The sequence below is a fragment of the Mycobacterium neumannii genome, from assembly GCF_002245615.1.
GTDB classification, from domain to species: domain Bacteria; phylum Actinomycetota; class Actinomycetes; order Mycobacteriales; family Mycobacteriaceae; genus Mycobacterium; species Mycobacterium neumannii_A.
Genome location: NZ_NKCO01000003.1, coordinates 53,379 through 69,028, shown reverse-complemented (window position 1 = coordinate 69,028; position 15,650 = coordinate 53,379). Strand labels below are relative to the sequence as shown.

The window sequence follows — 15,650 nt, the reverse complement described above, 5'->3', positions numbered from 1 at the left end:
CTCATCGACCCTTGAATTCCGCGGGCCGCTTGTCCTGGAAGGCGGCCAGGCCCTCCTTGAAGTCTTCGCTGCGACTGGATAATTCGAGTGCCATCGCCTCATTCTGAAGATGACGATCGAGATCAAGACCGTTGCCGCTGTGCAGCAGCCACTTGGTGAGGCCGAGCGCCACCGTGGGTGCGGCGGCGAGCCGGCTGACGAGATCCGTTGCCGCACCCTCGAGTTCAGCCTCGGGGCAGGCGCCATGGATGATGCCCCACTGCGCCGCGGTGGTCCCGGACGGTTCCTCGCCGAGCATTAACAGTTGGCGCGTGCGAACCATCCCGACGAGTCGTGGCAGCAGCCAGGCCGCACCGCTGTCGGGTGTGAAGCCGCGCGCCATGAACGGTTCCCAGAACACCGCGTCCGAGGCTGCCAGGCAGAAGTCCGACGCCAAGGCGAGGTGGAAACCCAGGCCGGCCGCCCAGCCGCGAACCACAGTGACGACGGGCACCTGAGTCTCGAGCAGCAAGGGAATGAGCCTGTTGGCCTTATTGGGCAGTCGCCGCTGCGTGCTCCCCACGCGCGGTTTGCGTTCCGACTTGGCGTTGTTGGCCACCAGATCGGCGCCGGCGCAGAAGTCCGGACCTTCGGCGTCGACGCGGATGACGCGAACCGATTCGTCGGTGCCAGACCGGGACAGGTGCCCGATCATCGCGTCGAGCATGGTGTCGTTGACCGCGTTGCGGCGTTCGGCGCGGTCCAGGGTCAGCCGCAGAACCGGGCCCTGTTGTTCGGCTCGGAGTCCGGGAACGCTCGGATAGGTCACGGCTGGCTCAATGTTCGGCGAACCGGTCGGAGATGACCGCCAGCAGACGGGCGAGGTCGGTCGCCCCGCCGGGCGGTTCCGGCAGGCGGACGGGGCCCCGCTGCCTGCTGGGCAAGAGGATCGTGGCGTGTCCGGGCGTGGTGATTTGGCCGCGGTGATTGGTCGCCGCGAGGTCCAGGTCGACCGCCGGACGGGCCCCGTCGGCCAGGTATTTGCGGGTGACGGTGCCGGTGATGGTGTGCAGATCGCCAACGTAGTTGAACAACCGGAATTCACAGTCCAGTTTCCACAGCGACGCATCGTCACCCATCCAGTCGGTGCACAGATGGATGAGCCACGTCTCGCGCATGCGGCCGTAGTCGAATGTCGTCGGGTTGCCCGCGTCGCGCGCGGCGCCCGGGTCCCAGTGCACCCGCTGCTGTACGTCGGGGACACCGTGCTCGTTGAGTGTGTAGAAGCGCGGAATGCGTTGCCTGTTCTGCCAGGCCAGCCTCAGGGGCCGCACGCCGTACATGCCCATGCCCATTCCGACGTGCCAGCACACCATGTCGGTGACGGTGAGCGGACCCTTGGTGAGCGGGCCGATCTGGTCTCCCTCCGCGACGTCCTCCCACCAACGCGGTTCGGCGCCCCGGGGTGCCTCACGGGCGTACCGCGCGTCGATCTCGGCGATCTCGTCGGAGTTCCACGTTCCGAGGTCGACGGACTCGTACTTCTTGCGTCCCCTGGCCTTGCTGCGCTCGGTGCGGATCATGTTCCGGTACTGGCCGCCGAGGAGGACGCCGTCCTCGTCGCAGAACACCTGCGCCGACCATTCGTGCACAGCCCGGGCGGCGAACTCACTGCTCTTGTCCAGCGCGGCGACAAGGGCGTTGCGCCGGAAGACCCGGCGGTTCGCGCGCAGCGGCGCCCACCACTCGCGCGACGATCCGCCATAGAACGCGTGAACGCCGCGCAACGGGTCACCGGCGGTCAGCTGCCGGTCCTCGTCGGTGAGTTCGGAGACCTCGTCCTCGCCGATCAAGGTGTCGCCACCGATCAGCGCGGGCGGCGCGATCGGTTCACCCCAGACCGACTTCGTCGCGTATTCGGGATCTGACCACAGCGGGTTCGCGTCGCCGTAGCTTTCCGCCACGATCCGGAACGTGTCCTCGTTGGGCCGACGGTAATGCGGGGGTTGAGTGTGCGGGACGGCGACGCCGATGCGGGCGCGCAACTTGGCCAAACCCTCCTCCGTGATTTGGCCCGTTGCCGAGGACTGGGTCACGCATGCCTCCTCAGTTTGGGCCTCCTCAGTTCGGCACATAACGTCAGTGGGGAACGTCGGCGGAAATTAAGATACCCGAAAAACGGAAACGTCGTTAACGCAGGGGTGATCGAGTTGACTCAAGAGCAGTCGGGCATCGAGAGCGCGGTTGGATCCGATGGTGTCTGCCGGATCACCATCGACCGCGCAGATGCTGCGAACTCGTTGTCCCCGTTGGCACGTGAAGCCCTCACGGAAGCATTCGAGAAGGCCGATGATGATCCTTCGGTGCGAAGCGTGTTGTTGCGAGCGACGGGGGATCGGCACTTCTGCTCGGGTGCGGGTTTGGGCCCGCAATCGGCGCGACCCACCGAGGAGAAGAAGCCCGGAGACGTCGCTCTGATGCTGCAGAAGGGCTATCAGCGACTGATCTCCGCGGTGCTCGATTGTGACAAGCCGGTGGTCGCCGCGGTCAAGGGTGTGGCGGCGGGTGCCGGCGCGAGCCTGATGCTCGCCTGCGATCTGGTCGTCATGTCCACCGAGGCGCGCCTGGTGGAGGCATTCGTGCATCGCGGAATCCTGCCGGACTCGGGCGCGATACATCTGCTGACCAGGATCGTCGGACTGCGCAAGGCCACCGAACTCCTGATGCTCGGAGAACCCGTCGACGCCGCGACCTGCGAGCGACTCACCTTGGTCAACCGTGTCGTGGCACCCGAGGAGACCGATGCGGTCGCCGAGGAACTGGCCCGCCGCCTGGCCGCGGGCCCCACCGTCATGCTGGCACTGACCAAGCGCCTGCTGTCGGTGTCGTCGGAATCGGGGCGGGACCGGGCCTTTGAGCAGGAGGCCTGGGCGCAGGAGGTGGTGTCGTGGACGGCCGACCTGCAGGAGGGCCTGCGGTCGTTCGCAGAGCGCCGCCCGCCGAACTTTCAGGGCCGTTGACGATCAACCGGTCGCAGGGCCCCCGCGAATGGTGAAGGTCGTGCTGTCGTCGATCTCGTCGATCGTCTCTGCCACCAATTCAGCTGTAAGTGAATGATTCTCGATACCTTTGGTGACACCGATGAACACCCGCGACACCTTGCCGGCACCCACGGAGTAGATGTGAGCGGTGCGATCGCAGTCCCGGTGCGACAGATAGACCACCACGGGTGTCACCAACTCCGGGTCCATCGCCTTGCCGGCCTCGCCCATGATGTCCTCGGTCATCCGGGTTCGAGCGATCGGCGCGATGGCATTGATGGCGATGCCGTTTCGCGCGCCCTCGATCGCCAACACGTGCATCATCCCGACCAGCCCCATCTTCGCGGCACCGTAATTAGCTTGCCCGAAGTTCCCGAACAGACCTGTGCCAGAGGTGGTTTGAACAATCCGCCCGTAATTCTGCTCGCGCATGACGGGCCACGCGGCGCGCGTCACGTTGAAGGCGCCGGCCAGGTGGACCGAGATCACCGCGTCCACCTGCTCGGCGGTCATGTTCTTGAACGCTGCATCGCGGAGAATGCCCGCGTTGTTGACGAGGATGTCGAGTCGTCCGAAGGCGTCCATCGCCGCTGCGACGATCGCCGCACCACCCTCCTCCGTCGCGACGGAGTCGCCGTTGGCGATCGCGGTGCCGCCCCCGGTGGTGATCTCGTCGACCACCGCCTGCGCCGCCGTAATCGAGGCGCCTTCTCCGTCGACGGCGGTGCCGAGATCGTTGACCACGACGCGGGCACCGCGACGGGCGAGTTCGAGTGCGTGACAGCGCCCGAGCCCTCCGCCCGCACCGGTGACAACGGCAACCTGATCATCGAAGGTCAAAGGTGACATGCCAGAGAGGTTACATTTACGTAGACGAGAATCGGTATTTGCATCGGAGGACACCATGAGTGCGGCCACCGAGCTGCTGCGACACGCGCGGGAACGAGCGAGCGGTCTCAGGAACCAGTATCGTGCCGCCGGCGTCTGGTCGGACCGGCCGCTCGACGTCGTGCGGTCGGCCGCCCTGCGGTATCCGACACGACCGGCGCTGATCGGTCGCGGTGCCGAAATCACCTACGCAGCACTGGATGGACAGGTCGATCAGGCGGTCGGTGCGCTTCGTGACGGCGGTGTCGGCCCGTCGACATCTGTCGTGGTCGTGGTCGGCAACGACATCGGTTCGGTCGTCGCCGTACACGCCGCCATCCGTGTCGACGCGGTGGTACTGCTCGTGCCGCGCAGCGCGGGCGCGACACAGGTCGCCGACATCGTGGCCCGGACCGGGGCCCGGTTCGGCCTGGCCCCGAATTGGTCTCCCGTCGTCGACGGACCCTTGCGTGACGCGTGTGCCTGGATCGACATCTTCCGCGCCTCGGACATGTCGGTAAGCGAGGGGCCCATGCGGCCCGCCGACGAGCCGTCTTTTGTCCTCTACACCTCCGGCACGACGTCTCGGCCCAAGGGCGTCATCCATTCGCTGAGCACGCTTGCCAAGGCGTCTGCCAACTACATTGCCGCCGCCGGACTTGGCGGGGATGACCGCATCTTCCTCATCAGCCCGCTCGCCTCGGTGACCGGTGTGCTGCAGGCGCTGTTCATCGGACCCATGCTCGCCGTGCCGGTGGTGCTGGAGGATCGCTGGGAGCCCGCCGCGACGTCTGATCTTCTGTTGTCCTCCGGCGCAACGTGGTACGGCGGTCCGGATCGGTTGCTCGACCGTCTGCTCGACGAAGCGGTCGCCAGGGGGAGCGTCGTGCCGCTGCGGGCGGTCTATCTCGGTGGCACCATGCTCGACAGGCGCATCGTCGAACGGGTCGAGGACGACTTCGGCATCGTCGTGATGCGGGCGTACGGATCGTCGGAGGTGCCGATCAGCACGTCGGGGCTACGCACCGAGAGCAGGGCGGTGCGTCACGCGGATGACGGTGTGGCGCTGCAGGATGTCGATGTGCGGGTGGGGTCGGCCGGGGACCCGGGCGAGTGCTGCATCAAGGGTCCGCATGCATTTCTCGGTTACATCGATACCGAGGACGACATCGACGCGTTCGACGGGGAGTGGTTCCGAACCGGTGACGTGGCCGAGGTCAGCGATCACCGCGTGCGCATCGTCGGGCGGATCAAGGACATCGTGATCCGCAACGGCATGAAGATTCCCGCGGCGGAAGTCGAGGAGGCCGTGGCTCGAATCCCAGGTGTGCGTGAGTGCGCGGCTTATTCGGTTGCCGACGCGACCACCGGCGAACGGCTGGCGGTGGCGATGGTACTCGACGACGGCGTCGAGATGTCGCTCGCCGATGTGGCGGATGCTCTGGTCGGAATCGGCATGCCGAAGTACAAGCTGCCCGAGGAGCTGGTGTTCTGGGATGGACCATTGCCGCTCAACGCCAACGGCAAGGTGCAACGCAATACGCTCGAGGCGCGTTCGAAGGGTCGGCCGCGGGTACTCGCCGCCCGCCTTGCGTAGCACCCGTTTCGCGAAATGGCATTCCAGCAGGCGCTCTCTCGAACTTTTCCTGCTGGAATGCAATTTCGCGGAAGATTACGGCCGAAAAACCGGTACGACGAATCCGTCGTCGTCCTCGCGGAACGCGATCTCGAGCTCCATTCCGGCGCAGAGTTGATCGACCGGGCAGTCGACGATCTGAGTCATGAGGCGGGGACCCTCCTCGAGGTCGACCATCGCGACGACGTAGGGCACGGCGTCGAACGGTGCGGCGTTCTGGTGGATGACGCTCCAGGTGTAGAGGCGCGACCGTCCGGACGCCGGCGCGAGGCACACGTCCTCGCTCCAGCAGTAAGGGCAGAAGGGGCGGGCGTACAACGAATTTCGGCTGCAGGAGCCGCATTCGTTGATCAGCAGAGTGCGATCCTGGACCGCCGCCCACCAACTTTCACTGTCGCTGTCCATGGTCGGGCGGTTCGGACCGCTCGGCGACTGCATCACTGCCTCCCGAGGATCATCGTCGCGCTGTGGGTGAAGAAGCCGCCCATCGCGTGCACGCACGCCAGGCGCGCACCCTCGACCTGTCGTTCGCCGCATTCGCCGCGCAGTTGCCGAACCGCTTCGACCATCAGGAACATCCCGCGCATCCCGGGATGACACGACGCCAGCCCGCCGCCGTCGGTGTTGGTGGGCAGCGCACCGCCCGGACGGAGCGCGCCGGAGCCGATGAACGGACCACCCTCACCCTTGGCGCAGAACCCGAGATCCTCGACCGTCAGCAGGACGGTCGAGGTGAACGAGTCGTAGAGCTGACAGACGTCGATGTCGTCCGGGGTGACACCCGCTTGCGCGAACGCACGCGGACTCGATTCTGCGGCGGCTGATGTCGTGAAGTCGGGCCATTCACTCATGCTCACGTGCGATGCGGCGTCGGCCGCGCCGAGGATCCAGATCGGTTCCTTCGCGCAGTCCTTCGCCACCCGCTCGCTGGCGAGCACGACCGCCCCGCCTCCGTCGGTTCGTAGACACACATGCTTGGACGTGAATGGGTCGGCGAGCATCGGCGCCGCGGCGACATCCTCTGCGGTGATCCGATCGCGCTCAAAGGCGTTCTCGTTCATGGCAGCCCATTCATGCGCGGCGACGGCAACCTCGGCCAGCTGTTCCTCGGTTGTCCCGTACTCGATCATGTGGCGCCTGGCCGCCATGGCGTACTTGGCGATCAGCGTGGCGCCGTATGGTGCTTCGAACTGCATCGCGCCGCCGGTGCTCAGCGCCGCGGCCGATGCCCGCACGCGGCGCTTGACATCGGAGCGTGCGGTCGAACCGTAGGTCAACAGGGCCACGTCGATCTCGCCCGCCGCGATGGCCGCGGCGGCGTGCCGTCCCATGACCTCCCACGATGATCCACCGACGTTGGTGGCGTCGACCCACGTCGGCCGCAGGCCCAGGTACTCGCTCACCTCGACGGGTGGCAACAGTGTCCCGTGGCCGCCGAAGCCGTCGATGTCGTCCTTGGTGAGGCCGGCGTCTGCTACGGCCCGCCGCGCGGCCTGCGCCATCAGCGCCATCGCCGTTTTGTCGGGCACCCGCCCGCAATCGGACAGCGCGGCGCCGACCACCGCGACCCGGTTCTCGGACATGAGTAATGGTTACCACAGGCGATAATGTCATTAACGCTGTAGTGGAATCATCGTTCTCGCTCGGTTACCGTGGGTGGGTGCCGGGACCGCTGCGGGATGCCTTGAAGGGCGATCGCCTGGTGTTGTGCCTCGCTCTGCTGAATGCCCGCACGCCCGACGTCCCGGCAATCGCGGCGGCCTGCGGATACGACGCTGTCTATGTCGACCTCGAGCACACCTCGTGCTCGCTCGAAACGGCGGGGATGCTCTGTGTGGCCGCGCTCGGTGCGGGCATCTCCGGTCTCGTGCGGGTACCGTCGCACGACCCCACCATGATCGCGCGCGTACTCGACGCTGGCGCGGTCGGAGTGATTGTGCCGCACGTGAACTCGGCGCGCGAGGCACAGGCGGTCGTCGACGCCGCTCGCTTCCCGCCCTTCGGCCATCGGTCCATCTCCGGACCCAACGCGGTGAGCGGATACGCACCCCGTCCAACCGCCGAACTCACGGGGGAACTCGAGCGCCATACCGTGGTGGCGGTGATGATCGAAACGCCCGACGCGGTGGCGGGATCCGAGGAGATCGCAGCCATCGAGGGGGTTGACATGGTGCTGCTTGGGCCTAGCGATCTGACGGCCGAGATGGGGATCCACGGGCAATATGAGAATGAGCATTTCCACCGTGCAGTAGACTCTGTCGCAGCGGCCTGTCGTGCACACGGCGTGGCGCTGGGAGTGGCCGGGATCAAGTCCGTTGACCTGCTGGAACGCTTTGCAGGGCTGGGGCTGCGATTCATTTCGGCGGGAACCGACGTCGGGATGATGACCGAAGCCGCCACTGCCCGTGCGCACGCCTTGCGTGAGCTCGAGAGGCGCGCGGCGAGCCGATAGCCGAGAGCCTCGTCACGACAACAGGAGGACGGATGCCCACCGCGATCTACACCGAGCAAGTCACCGATCCCATGGCATGGACCGGTGCCGACTTCAGCAGCAAGGAGGACTTCGCCTTCGACCTGTCGTCGAGCAATGTGGCCGCGCTGGAATCCATACTGGCCAAAACCGCCCGAAAGGATCGCGACGACATCACGCCGGAGGACGCCCGGCATCCGGATCTCGACGAGGATCTCGCGCGGCTGTACCGGGAGTTGATGTTCGGCAGGGGCCTGGCGTGTGTGCGCGGTTTCCCCGTCGAACAGCATTCGATCGAGGACCTGGAACGCATCTACTGGGCATTCTGTACCCACCTCGGCTACCTGGTGTCGAACAACTCCTTCGGTCACCGGATGGTGCGCGTGCAGGAAGAGGTGCTGCCCAACGGCGTACAACCGGCACGCGGGACCAAGTCGAGGGCCGAGCTCGCGATGCACAACGATGCGGCGGACATCCTTTCGCTGCTCTGCGTGTACCCGGCCGCAGAAGGTGGCGAGAGCCAGTTCGCCAGCGGCCCCGCCGCGCACAACCGGATTCTCAACGAACGGCCCGACCTGCTCCCCGTGCTCTACCAGGGGTTTCCGCACCATCGGCGCAGCGAGCAACCCGACGATCAACCGGACGTGACCCCATACGACGTTCCGGTCTTCTCTCAGATCGACGGTCGTATCTGCATCAACTTCACCTACAGCAGCATCCTGCCTGCCATGCACACCCTCGGCCGGGAGTTCACCGCCGAACAGAACGACGCCATCGAGTTTTTGCGCACCGTCCTGGTCGAACAGCAGGTGGAGTTCCGGTTGGAGTCCGGTGAAGCCGCCGTGGCCAACAACTTCGCAATGTGCCACTCGCGCTCGGACTTCGTCAGCAGCACCGACCCGAAGAAGGCACGCTGTTTCCTGCGGGCGTGGATGGAAGTTCCGCGCGAGGATCGCCGCCTCCCCCTCGGGCGGGAGTACTTCCACATGGAGAACAAGGATCTGCGCCTGGGCTATGACCCCGTTGCCGGACGCGACGGCGCGATCGCACGCAATGACTACAAGAACGTCGACCCCGCACTGGCCGACATGTTCAAGGCGGCTCAAGCGAAGCCCAAAATCAAGCGATGACAACCCGTCCGCGACTGGTCTACGAGAGATGGACCGATCAGGTCGCAGGAGACATACTGGCGGGGGCCGACATCGAGCTCGTCATGCTCGACCTCGGAGCTTCCGTCGAACGGGGTTGGGCAGCATTGGAATCGGCGCACGGATATCAGGTCGCCACCAGAACTGACGTCGCCTCGATCGAGGATGGCGTGCAGTGGCTGGCGGGGCCGGAGCTGGTGGATCGTTGCCCACAGTTGCTTGCCGTGTGTTCGGCGGGGGCGGGTTACGACGTGATCGACGTCGCGGCGTGTACCCGAGCGGGGGTGGCGGTGTGCAACAACTCCGGTCCCGGCGCCGAAGCCGTCGCCGAACATGCACTCGGACTCATGCTCGATCTGGCCAAGAAAATCACCGCCGCCGACCGGGCGCTGCGCAGCGGTCCCCTCGGAGATCGATTGGTGTTGCGGGGCACTCAGCTGTTCGGAAAGACGATCGGAGTCGTCGGATTGGGCGCCATCGGTGGACGACTCGTCGAGTTGTGCGCTCCGTTCGGGATGGAGGTCCTGGTCTTCGATCCCTACGTCGATGACGCGACCGCCCGCGGCAGGGGCGCGGTCCGGGTCGGGCTTTCCGAGTTGGTCGAGCGATCGGACTTCGTTCAGGTCACATGTCCGCTGACCGCCGAGACGCGGGGGCTTTTCGGGCCTGCGCAATTCGCCGCGATGAAACCGACCGCGTACTTCATCACCACCGCGCGTGGCCCGGTGCACGACGAAGAGGCGCTCTACGACGCCCTGGTGAGCGGGAGTATCGCCGGCGCGGGCCTCGACGTGTTCCACGAGGAGCCGCCGAGACACGACAACCCGCTGTTGAGGCTCGACAACGTCGTCGCGACACCACATGTCGCGGGCATCACCGTCGAGGCGGCTCGCGACATCGCAGTCGCCACCGCCAGCCAGTGGCAGACGATTTTCGCGGGCGCCATACCGCCGCGGTTACTCAACCCGGAGGTGTTGCCGCGTTACTGCGACCGGTTCGAAGAAATCCTGGGGGTCCGGCCGACCGCCCGCGACACGGCAGCTGCGGAGTGAGATGAGCAATTACGACACCGTCACGTTCGAGGTCTCCGGTCACACCGCGTGTGTGACGCTGAACCGGCCCGAGGTGCTCAACGCGATCAACGACGAGATGATCGCCGAACTCGCCGAGGTGTACGCCGAAATCGAACGGTCACAGGACATCTGGACCGTCATCATCACCGGTGCCGGCCGCGCACTGTGCGTCGGGGCCGACGTCAACAAGGCGGCCGATCACGACATGGAGAACGCGGCCGGGATCGACAACCAAGGCGAGCCCATCCTCAGCTCCATGCGCCAATGGGATGCGCCGCAGGAGGCCACACCCCCGTGGCTGCAGATGACCAAGCCGATCATCTGTGCTGTCAACGGCATTGCGTGTGGTGCGGGCATGGACCTCGTCACGACGGCCGACATCACGATTGCGTCGGAACGCGCGACGTTGATGGACCCGCATGTCAGCATCGGTGTCACGTCCGGGCGTGAAGGAGTCCGGCTAGCCCGGATCCTGCCGCTCCCCGTGGCGATGCGGTTGATCCTGATGGGTAGGCACGAGCAGCTCGACGCCCAGCGCGCCTACGACCTCGGCGTGTTCACCGAGGTGGTGGCCCACGAGACGCTCATGGACCGGGCGTGGGAGGTCGCCGAGATCGTGAATTCCAATGCGCCTCTCGCGGTGCGCGGTTCGCGGATGGCGGTGCGCAAGGGGCTGACGCTGCCGATATACGAAGCGGAGCTGCTCGCCGAGAATTATCGGATGAAGGTGGCCCTGACCAAAGACGCGATCGAGGGCCCGCGCGCATTCCTGGAGAAGCGCAAGCCCGACTGGCAGGCGCGCTAGAGCTACGCGAGACTACGCTTTATGACGGAATCGGCCCGGAATACGTCAGAAACCGTAGTCTCGGCGGTTAAGCCTAGGCCAAACCGAAGAAGTTCTTCGCGTTGGTGGACAACACCTTCCGCTTGGTCTCCTCATCGAGGCCCTCCGTCGCCTTGTTGGCGACGTCCATGCTGTTGGGCCAATTCGTGTCGTTGTGCGGGTAGTCGGTCTCGAACATCAGCTGGTCAGGTCCCACCAGATCGAGGATGCGGAACGCGACCGGGTCGCCAAAGGTGGAGAACCACACGCGGCCGGGGACCTGCGTGCTCGGCGGCTCGGTCAGCAGCGGATGGATGCCGCCCCACGCCCGACGGTCCTCCCAGACCTCGTCGACGCGCTGCAGGTAGTAGGGGATCCACCCGGCCTGCGCCTCGGCGAACGCGAGCTTGAGCTTGGGGAACTGCCGCAGCTTGCCGGAGAACAGCCAGTCGACCAGGGCGATGGTGCAGTTGACCGCCATCAGTGCGCTGGTGACGACGTGCGGAGAGTCGGGGGAGGACTTCGTCAACGACGAACTCGACCCGATGTGCAGCATGATCCCGACATTGTTGCTCTCGCACGCGGCGAAGAACGGGTCCCAGTAACCGCTGTGGATGGACGGCAGGTCCAGTCGCGCAGGCAGCTCCGAGAAGCACACCGCAGGCATGCCCTTGGCCGCTACCCGTTCGACCTCCTTGACGGCGAGCTCGACGTCCCACAGCGGGATGATGCCCAGCGGAATAAGCCTGCCGTTCGAGCCGCCGCCCCACTCGTCGATCTGGAAGTCGTTGTAGGCCTGCACGCAGAGCAACGCGAGCTCTTTGTCCTTGGCGTAGAGGAATCGCTGACCGCAAAACCGGACCAGCGTGTTGGGGAAGCAAGCCGAGGCCTCGATGCCGGCGAGGTCCATGTCCGCGAGGCGGTCGGCCGGTCGATAGCAGCCGGGTCGCATCTCGTCGTAGGTGATCGGGTCGGTGGAGAGTTCGTCGAGTTCGTAACCGGCAGCGGCGCTGATGAGCGGAATCGGGATGATCGAATCCTCGTAGTGCCAGATGTCGGCGTCGCGGCCGTCGTCATCCTCGATGAACGCGACGTCGGAGGTGATCGACGGGTCCATGCGTCCCCGGTGCCGGACGATCCGTGGTCCGACATCGCGATAACGCTCGGGTAACCGGCTGGTCCACAGATCGGCCGGTTCCACCAGATGGTCGTCGGGTGAGACGATCAGGATGTCTGCGGTCAACGCTGCACTCCTTAGGAACGGCTTGCGGCACAATCGCGAAACCCTTGTTTTCGCAATCGAGAATCGATATTTCCACAATACTGTACAGGCCCCGCTCGGCACGCCGAGACCGTCGGACCGCTCGACGGGGCGCGAAGTCCGGCGGGGTCACGCTGTTTTAGCCAACGTGTGCGTGTAGGTAGCCGAGGTGGATCGGCGGCGGAACGCGTATTCTCAGGTAATCATGACTGCTAAGAAGCGGAGTGCCCGCGACTCGGAAGCCGATCTGGAACTCGTCGAGACCGACGTCGAGATGCCGGGTAGCTGGCAGGAAAGAACGATCGAGCGGCGACTCAGCCAAGCGCGCGCGCGTGCACTCGCGCGTAGTTCGAGGTTCTTGGCGACGGCCCTCGAACTGGTCGAGGAGTCCGGTCGTGCCGACTTCACCATCCAGACCCTCATCGATCGCTCGAACCTCAGCCTGCGCGCCTTCTACCAGCATTTCGCCGGCAAGGAAGAACTGCTTCTGGCCCTGTATGAGAATGCCACCAGTCAGTTCATCGAGGCGATCCGCCACGAGGTGGCGGCCGCGGACGGTCCGATGGAACAACTCGAGGCGTTCTGCCGAGGATTCCTCTCGCGTGCGGAGTCGTCGGAGGCAATCGGCGGGCGCGTGATGACGATCTACAACTTGAGCCTGGAGATCGAGCGCCCTGCCGATTTCGCGAAGATCTGGGAGCCGCATCAGAAGCTGCTCACCAGGATCCTCACCGCATGCTCACGCGCGGGGCTGGTCCGCAAGGATCTGACGCCCGCTCAGCTCACCACGCTGTTGAACTCGACACTCATCGCCCTGGCCCAGATCGGGGTGTTCCACTTGGGTGTCAAGGGCGCTGAACTCACCGAGGACCAGCTGTGGGCATGGTGCCTGCAGGCGCTGACTCCGCCCGCGAACGCCCCCAGGAAGGCTGTCACCGCCAAGGCCGCGCCACGCAAGCGCCCCACCCGTAAACCCAAGGACCTAACGGGGTAGACCCAAACCTCTCTGAGCGATGATGGTGCGCTGCACCTCGCTGGTTCCGGCATAGATCGTGGTGCCCAGCGCGAAGCGCATGAGGTGTTCGAAGCGGCCGCGCTCCGGCGCCGTCGGCTCAAAGACGGACCGCGTCGCATCGGGCCCGACGAGTTCGACGATGTCTTGGCTCGCGCGCACGAGCGCCTCGGTGGAGAACACTTTCGCCATCGGCCCCTCGGCGACGGGCGTACGACCGTTCTCGGTCATCCACACACATCGACGCTGTAGGAGCATCGCCACTTCGAGTTCCATCGCTACCCGCGCGATCCGCCGCCGCACATCGGTTTTCGCGATCGCAGGTGATCCGTCGGGCGCGCGCGTCGTGGTCGCCCACTCCTCGGCGTGGTGCAGGAGACGCGCGATGTGCGGTCCCCATCCTGACGCGTGCTCGTCCTGTAGCGACAGGCCCAGCACCTGCCAGCCGGCGTCGACGTCACCGATGCGCCACTCGTCGCCGATGCGCACGTCGCTGTAGAAGGTGATGTTGGTGCGCTCGCCCGACAGCGTCCACACCGCTTGCGCTTCGAAGCCGTCGGAGCTCGTCGGCACGAGAAACATTGTGAGCCCCTTGTGCTTCGGTTTGTCGGGGCTCGTCCGGGCCAGCAGGAAGATGTAATCGGCGATGTGACCGTTGGTGGTGAACATTTTGGAGCCGTTGATGACCCAGTCGTCGCCATCTCGTACGGCCCTCGTGGCCGCGGCGGCCACATCCGAGCCGCATTCCGGTTCGGTGAAGCCGAGCGCGATGGTGACGTCGCCTGTCAAAGCGCCGGGGAGGATGCGCTCCTTCATCGCGGGTGTACCGATCTGCCGGATGATCGACGCCACCATCCGGGTGGTCTCGGACAGGTATACCGGCGCGTCCGTGCGCATGAGTTCTTCGTTGAGCGCCTGCTCTTCCCAGGCGGTGCGGTCCTGCCCGCCGAACGCCGTCGGCCAGCCCGGAGCGAAGTAACCCTTGTCGACCAGCCCTTTGGCGAAGTCGTCGTCGTGCGCGACACCGCTGCGGTAGATCCGTTCCTCGATGTCGGGGGTCAGCACGTCGCTGAGATGTCTGCGGACGCCATCCCGGAAGGTTTCGGTCGCGGAGTCGGACTGAAAATGCATGAGCGGGAACCAATCTGTCGCGTACCGGGCGGGCGGGCGGCGCAGGCGATAATGTTACTCTCAAAACTGAGAGTATCCATATTCGCATGTGAGGGATGTCCGGTGGACCTGAGCCTGTCCGGCGAACAGCGGCAACTCGTCGATTCCTTCGCCGCGATGTATACCCGCGAGTCGACGTCGCAACGGGTGCGTGCCGCAGAACCTCTCGGGTTCGATCCGAAGCTGTGGGAGGCCCTCGTCCAGACCGGTGTCATCGAGATGGCGGTCGGCGAATCCGACGGCGGATGGGGGGCTTCCGAGCTCGAGTTGGCGCTGATCGCCGAGCAGTACGGCCGGGCGGTCGCGTCGGCGCCGGTGATCGAGGCGCAGATAGCCGCCCGACTGCTGGCCGCCTGCGGCGACGACGACCTGTTGGCGGCCACCATGTCGGGCGACAGGCTCGTCAGCTTCGCTCCGCGGTCCTGCGACGGCGATGTTCTCGGACTGGTTCCCGGCGGGGCGGTGGCCGACACCGTGGTGGCCCTGGTCGGCGGGCGTCTCGTCGCGTTGTCTGCGACCGACCGTGAGCACGTCGAAAATCTCGGCTCCTTACCGCTGGCGGACGTGGTGACGCGCGGCGACGCCACCGTCCTCGCCGAGGGTCACCACGCCCGTCGATTGTTCACCGCCGCGGTCGACCTGTGGCTCACCCTCACCGCCGCGGCTCTCGTGGGCGCCGCGGCCAAGGCCGTCGAGATCGGCGCCGAATACGCCAAACAGCGGTACGCGTTCGGCACCCCGATCGGCACCTTTCAGGCCGTGTCACATCCGCTTGCTGACAGCGCCACCGCGACCGACGGTGCCCGTCTGTTGGCCTTCGAAGCGGCGTGCGCGTTCTCCGACGAACCGGACCGCGCGACCGAGCTGGCCGCGATGGCCTTCGCGTTCGCCTACGAGACCGCGCGTGACGCGACCTATCGCAGCCTGCACATCCACGGCGGCTACGGCTTTGGGATGGAGGGCGACATCCAGCTGTACTACCGGCGGGTCCGCGGCTGGGCCATGGTGTTCGGCGAGCCGGCGGTCGCCCTGGACCGTGTGGCCTACGCCCGCTACGGACCAGTCGCCGGCTGACCCGGCTCTGCCTATCGCGAGTGTGGGGTTGATGCACGCCTCGCCCGGCGAACGCGTGACGGTAACCCACGTTCGGCGCAGAGGGGAGGGGGCGGG

The 15,650-nt window shown here is 65.9% G+C and carries 15 protein-coding genes; 8 read left to right on the top strand and 7 right to left on the bottom strand.

Annotated elements, in window-relative coordinates:
- Window position 1 precedes the first annotated feature (1 nt).
- Both CEX88_RS04955 and CEX88_RS04950 read right to left on the bottom strand, forming a co-directional pair.
- The gene (locus CEX88_RS04955) at window positions 2-808 is read right to left on the bottom strand and encodes an enoyl-CoA hydratase/isomerase family protein (RefSeq protein ID WP_094292618.1); all 807 of its coding nucleotides are present in this window, start codon (window positions 806-808) and stop codon (window positions 2-4) included.
- 7 nt (window positions 809-815) lie between these two features.
- Complete coding sequence (locus tag CEX88_RS04950; RefSeq protein ID WP_238381949.1) at window positions 816-2,075, bottom strand: hotdog family protein; 1,260 nt, start codon at window positions 2,073-2,075, stop codon at window positions 816-818.
- 105 nt (window positions 2,076-2,180) lie between these two features.
- On the opposite strand from CEX88_RS04950, the gene CEX88_RS04945 reads away from it, so the two are divergent.
- On the top strand, window positions 2,181-2,999 hold the full coding sequence (locus CEX88_RS04945; RefSeq protein WP_094292616.1) for an enoyl-CoA hydratase/isomerase family protein: 819 nt from the start codon (window positions 2,181-2,183) through the stop codon (window positions 2,997-2,999).
- A 3-nt stretch (window positions 3,000-3,002) separates the two neighbouring features.
- On the opposite strand, the gene CEX88_RS04940 is transcribed toward CEX88_RS04945, so the two are convergent.
- On the bottom strand, window positions 3,003-3,869 hold the full coding sequence (locus CEX88_RS04940; protein WP_094292615.1) for an SDR family NAD(P)-dependent oxidoreductase: 867 nt from the start codon (window positions 3,867-3,869) through the stop codon (window positions 3,003-3,005).
- A gap of 55 nt (window positions 3,870-3,924) precedes the next feature.
- Here CEX88_RS04940 and CEX88_RS04935 point away from each other — a divergent pair, with 55 nt between their 5' ends.
- Window positions 3,925-5,484 carry a class I adenylate-forming enzyme family protein gene (locus CEX88_RS04935; protein WP_094292614.1) on the top strand — a complete coding sequence of 520 codons (1,560 nt, stop codon included), beginning with the start codon at window positions 3,925-3,927 and terminating at the stop codon, window positions 5,482-5,484.
- Window positions 5,485-5,559: 75 nt separating this feature from the next.
- Here CEX88_RS04935 and CEX88_RS04930 read toward each other — a convergent pair whose 3' ends face one another.
- A complete protein-coding gene (locus tag CEX88_RS04930) occupies window positions 5,560-5,961 on the bottom strand; it encodes a Zn-ribbon domain-containing OB-fold protein (RefSeq protein ID WP_094292613.1) in 402 nt (133 codons plus the stop codon).
- Window positions 5,961-7,106 (bottom strand): acetyl-CoA acetyltransferase, encoded by a 1,146-nt coding sequence (locus CEX88_RS04925; protein WP_094292612.1) that lies wholly within the window; start codon window positions 7,104-7,106, stop codon window positions 5,961-5,963. The genes CEX88_RS04930 and CEX88_RS04925 overlap by 1 nt, the downstream gene beginning before the upstream one ends.
- Before the next feature lie 5 nt (window positions 7,107-7,111).
- Between CEX88_RS04925 and CEX88_RS04920 the strand changes: the two genes are divergently transcribed.
- Genes CEX88_RS04920 through CEX88_RS04905 form a run of 4 tightly spaced genes read left to right on the top strand, consistent with a single transcriptional unit; the run spans window position 7,112 to window position 11,019 of the window.
- A complete protein-coding gene (locus CEX88_RS04920) occupies window positions 7,112-7,975 on the top strand; it encodes an HpcH/HpaI aldolase family protein (protein ID WP_202931375.1) in 864 nt (287 codons plus the stop codon).
- Window positions 7,976-8,007: 32 nt separating this feature from the next.
- The gene (locus CEX88_RS04915) at window positions 8,008-9,123 is read left to right on the top strand and encodes a TauD/TfdA family dioxygenase (RefSeq protein ID WP_066847818.1); all 1,116 of its coding nucleotides are present in this window, start codon (window positions 8,008-8,010) and stop codon (window positions 9,121-9,123) included.
- Window positions 9,120-10,193, top strand: coding sequence for a hydroxyacid dehydrogenase (locus CEX88_RS04910; protein WP_094292610.1), 1,074 nt, complete (start codon window positions 9,120-9,122; stop codon window positions 10,191-10,193). The genes CEX88_RS04915 and CEX88_RS04910 overlap by 4 nt, the downstream gene beginning before the upstream one ends.
- A gap of 1 nt (window position 10,194) precedes the next feature.
- Window positions 10,195-11,019 carry an enoyl-CoA hydratase/isomerase family protein gene (locus CEX88_RS04905; RefSeq protein ID WP_066847812.1) on the top strand — a complete coding sequence of 275 codons (825 nt, stop codon included), beginning with the start codon at window positions 10,195-10,197 and terminating at the stop codon, window positions 11,017-11,019.
- Window positions 11,020-11,092: 73 nt separating this feature from the next.
- On the opposite strand, the gene CEX88_RS04900 is transcribed toward CEX88_RS04905, so the two are convergent.
- A complete protein-coding gene (locus tag CEX88_RS04900; RefSeq protein WP_094292609.1) occupies window positions 11,093-12,280 on the bottom strand; it encodes an amidohydrolase family protein in 1,188 nt (395 codons plus the stop codon).
- A 223-nt stretch (window positions 12,281-12,503) separates the two neighbouring features.
- On the opposite strand from CEX88_RS04900, the gene CEX88_RS04895 reads away from it, so the two are divergent.
- Window positions 12,504-13,292: a TetR/AcrR family transcriptional regulator gene (locus CEX88_RS04895; RefSeq protein ID WP_066847806.1), complete on the top strand. Its 789-nt coding sequence runs from the start codon at window positions 12,504-12,506 to the stop codon at window positions 13,290-13,292.
- On the opposite strand, the gene CEX88_RS04890 is transcribed toward CEX88_RS04895, so the two are convergent.
- Window positions 13,281-14,441 carry an acyl-CoA dehydrogenase family protein gene (locus CEX88_RS04890; protein WP_094292608.1) on the bottom strand — a complete coding sequence of 387 codons (1,161 nt, stop codon included), beginning with the start codon at window positions 14,439-14,441 and terminating at the stop codon, window positions 13,281-13,283. The genes CEX88_RS04895 and CEX88_RS04890 overlap by 12 nt on opposite strands.
- Window positions 14,442-14,543: 102 nt before the next feature.
- On the opposite strand from CEX88_RS04890, the gene CEX88_RS04885 reads away from it, so the two are divergent.
- On the top strand, window positions 14,544-15,554 hold the full coding sequence (locus CEX88_RS04885) for an acyl-CoA dehydrogenase family protein (protein ID WP_094292607.1): 1,011 nt from the start codon (window positions 14,544-14,546) through the stop codon (window positions 15,552-15,554).
- Window positions 15,555-15,650 lie beyond the last annotated feature (96 nt).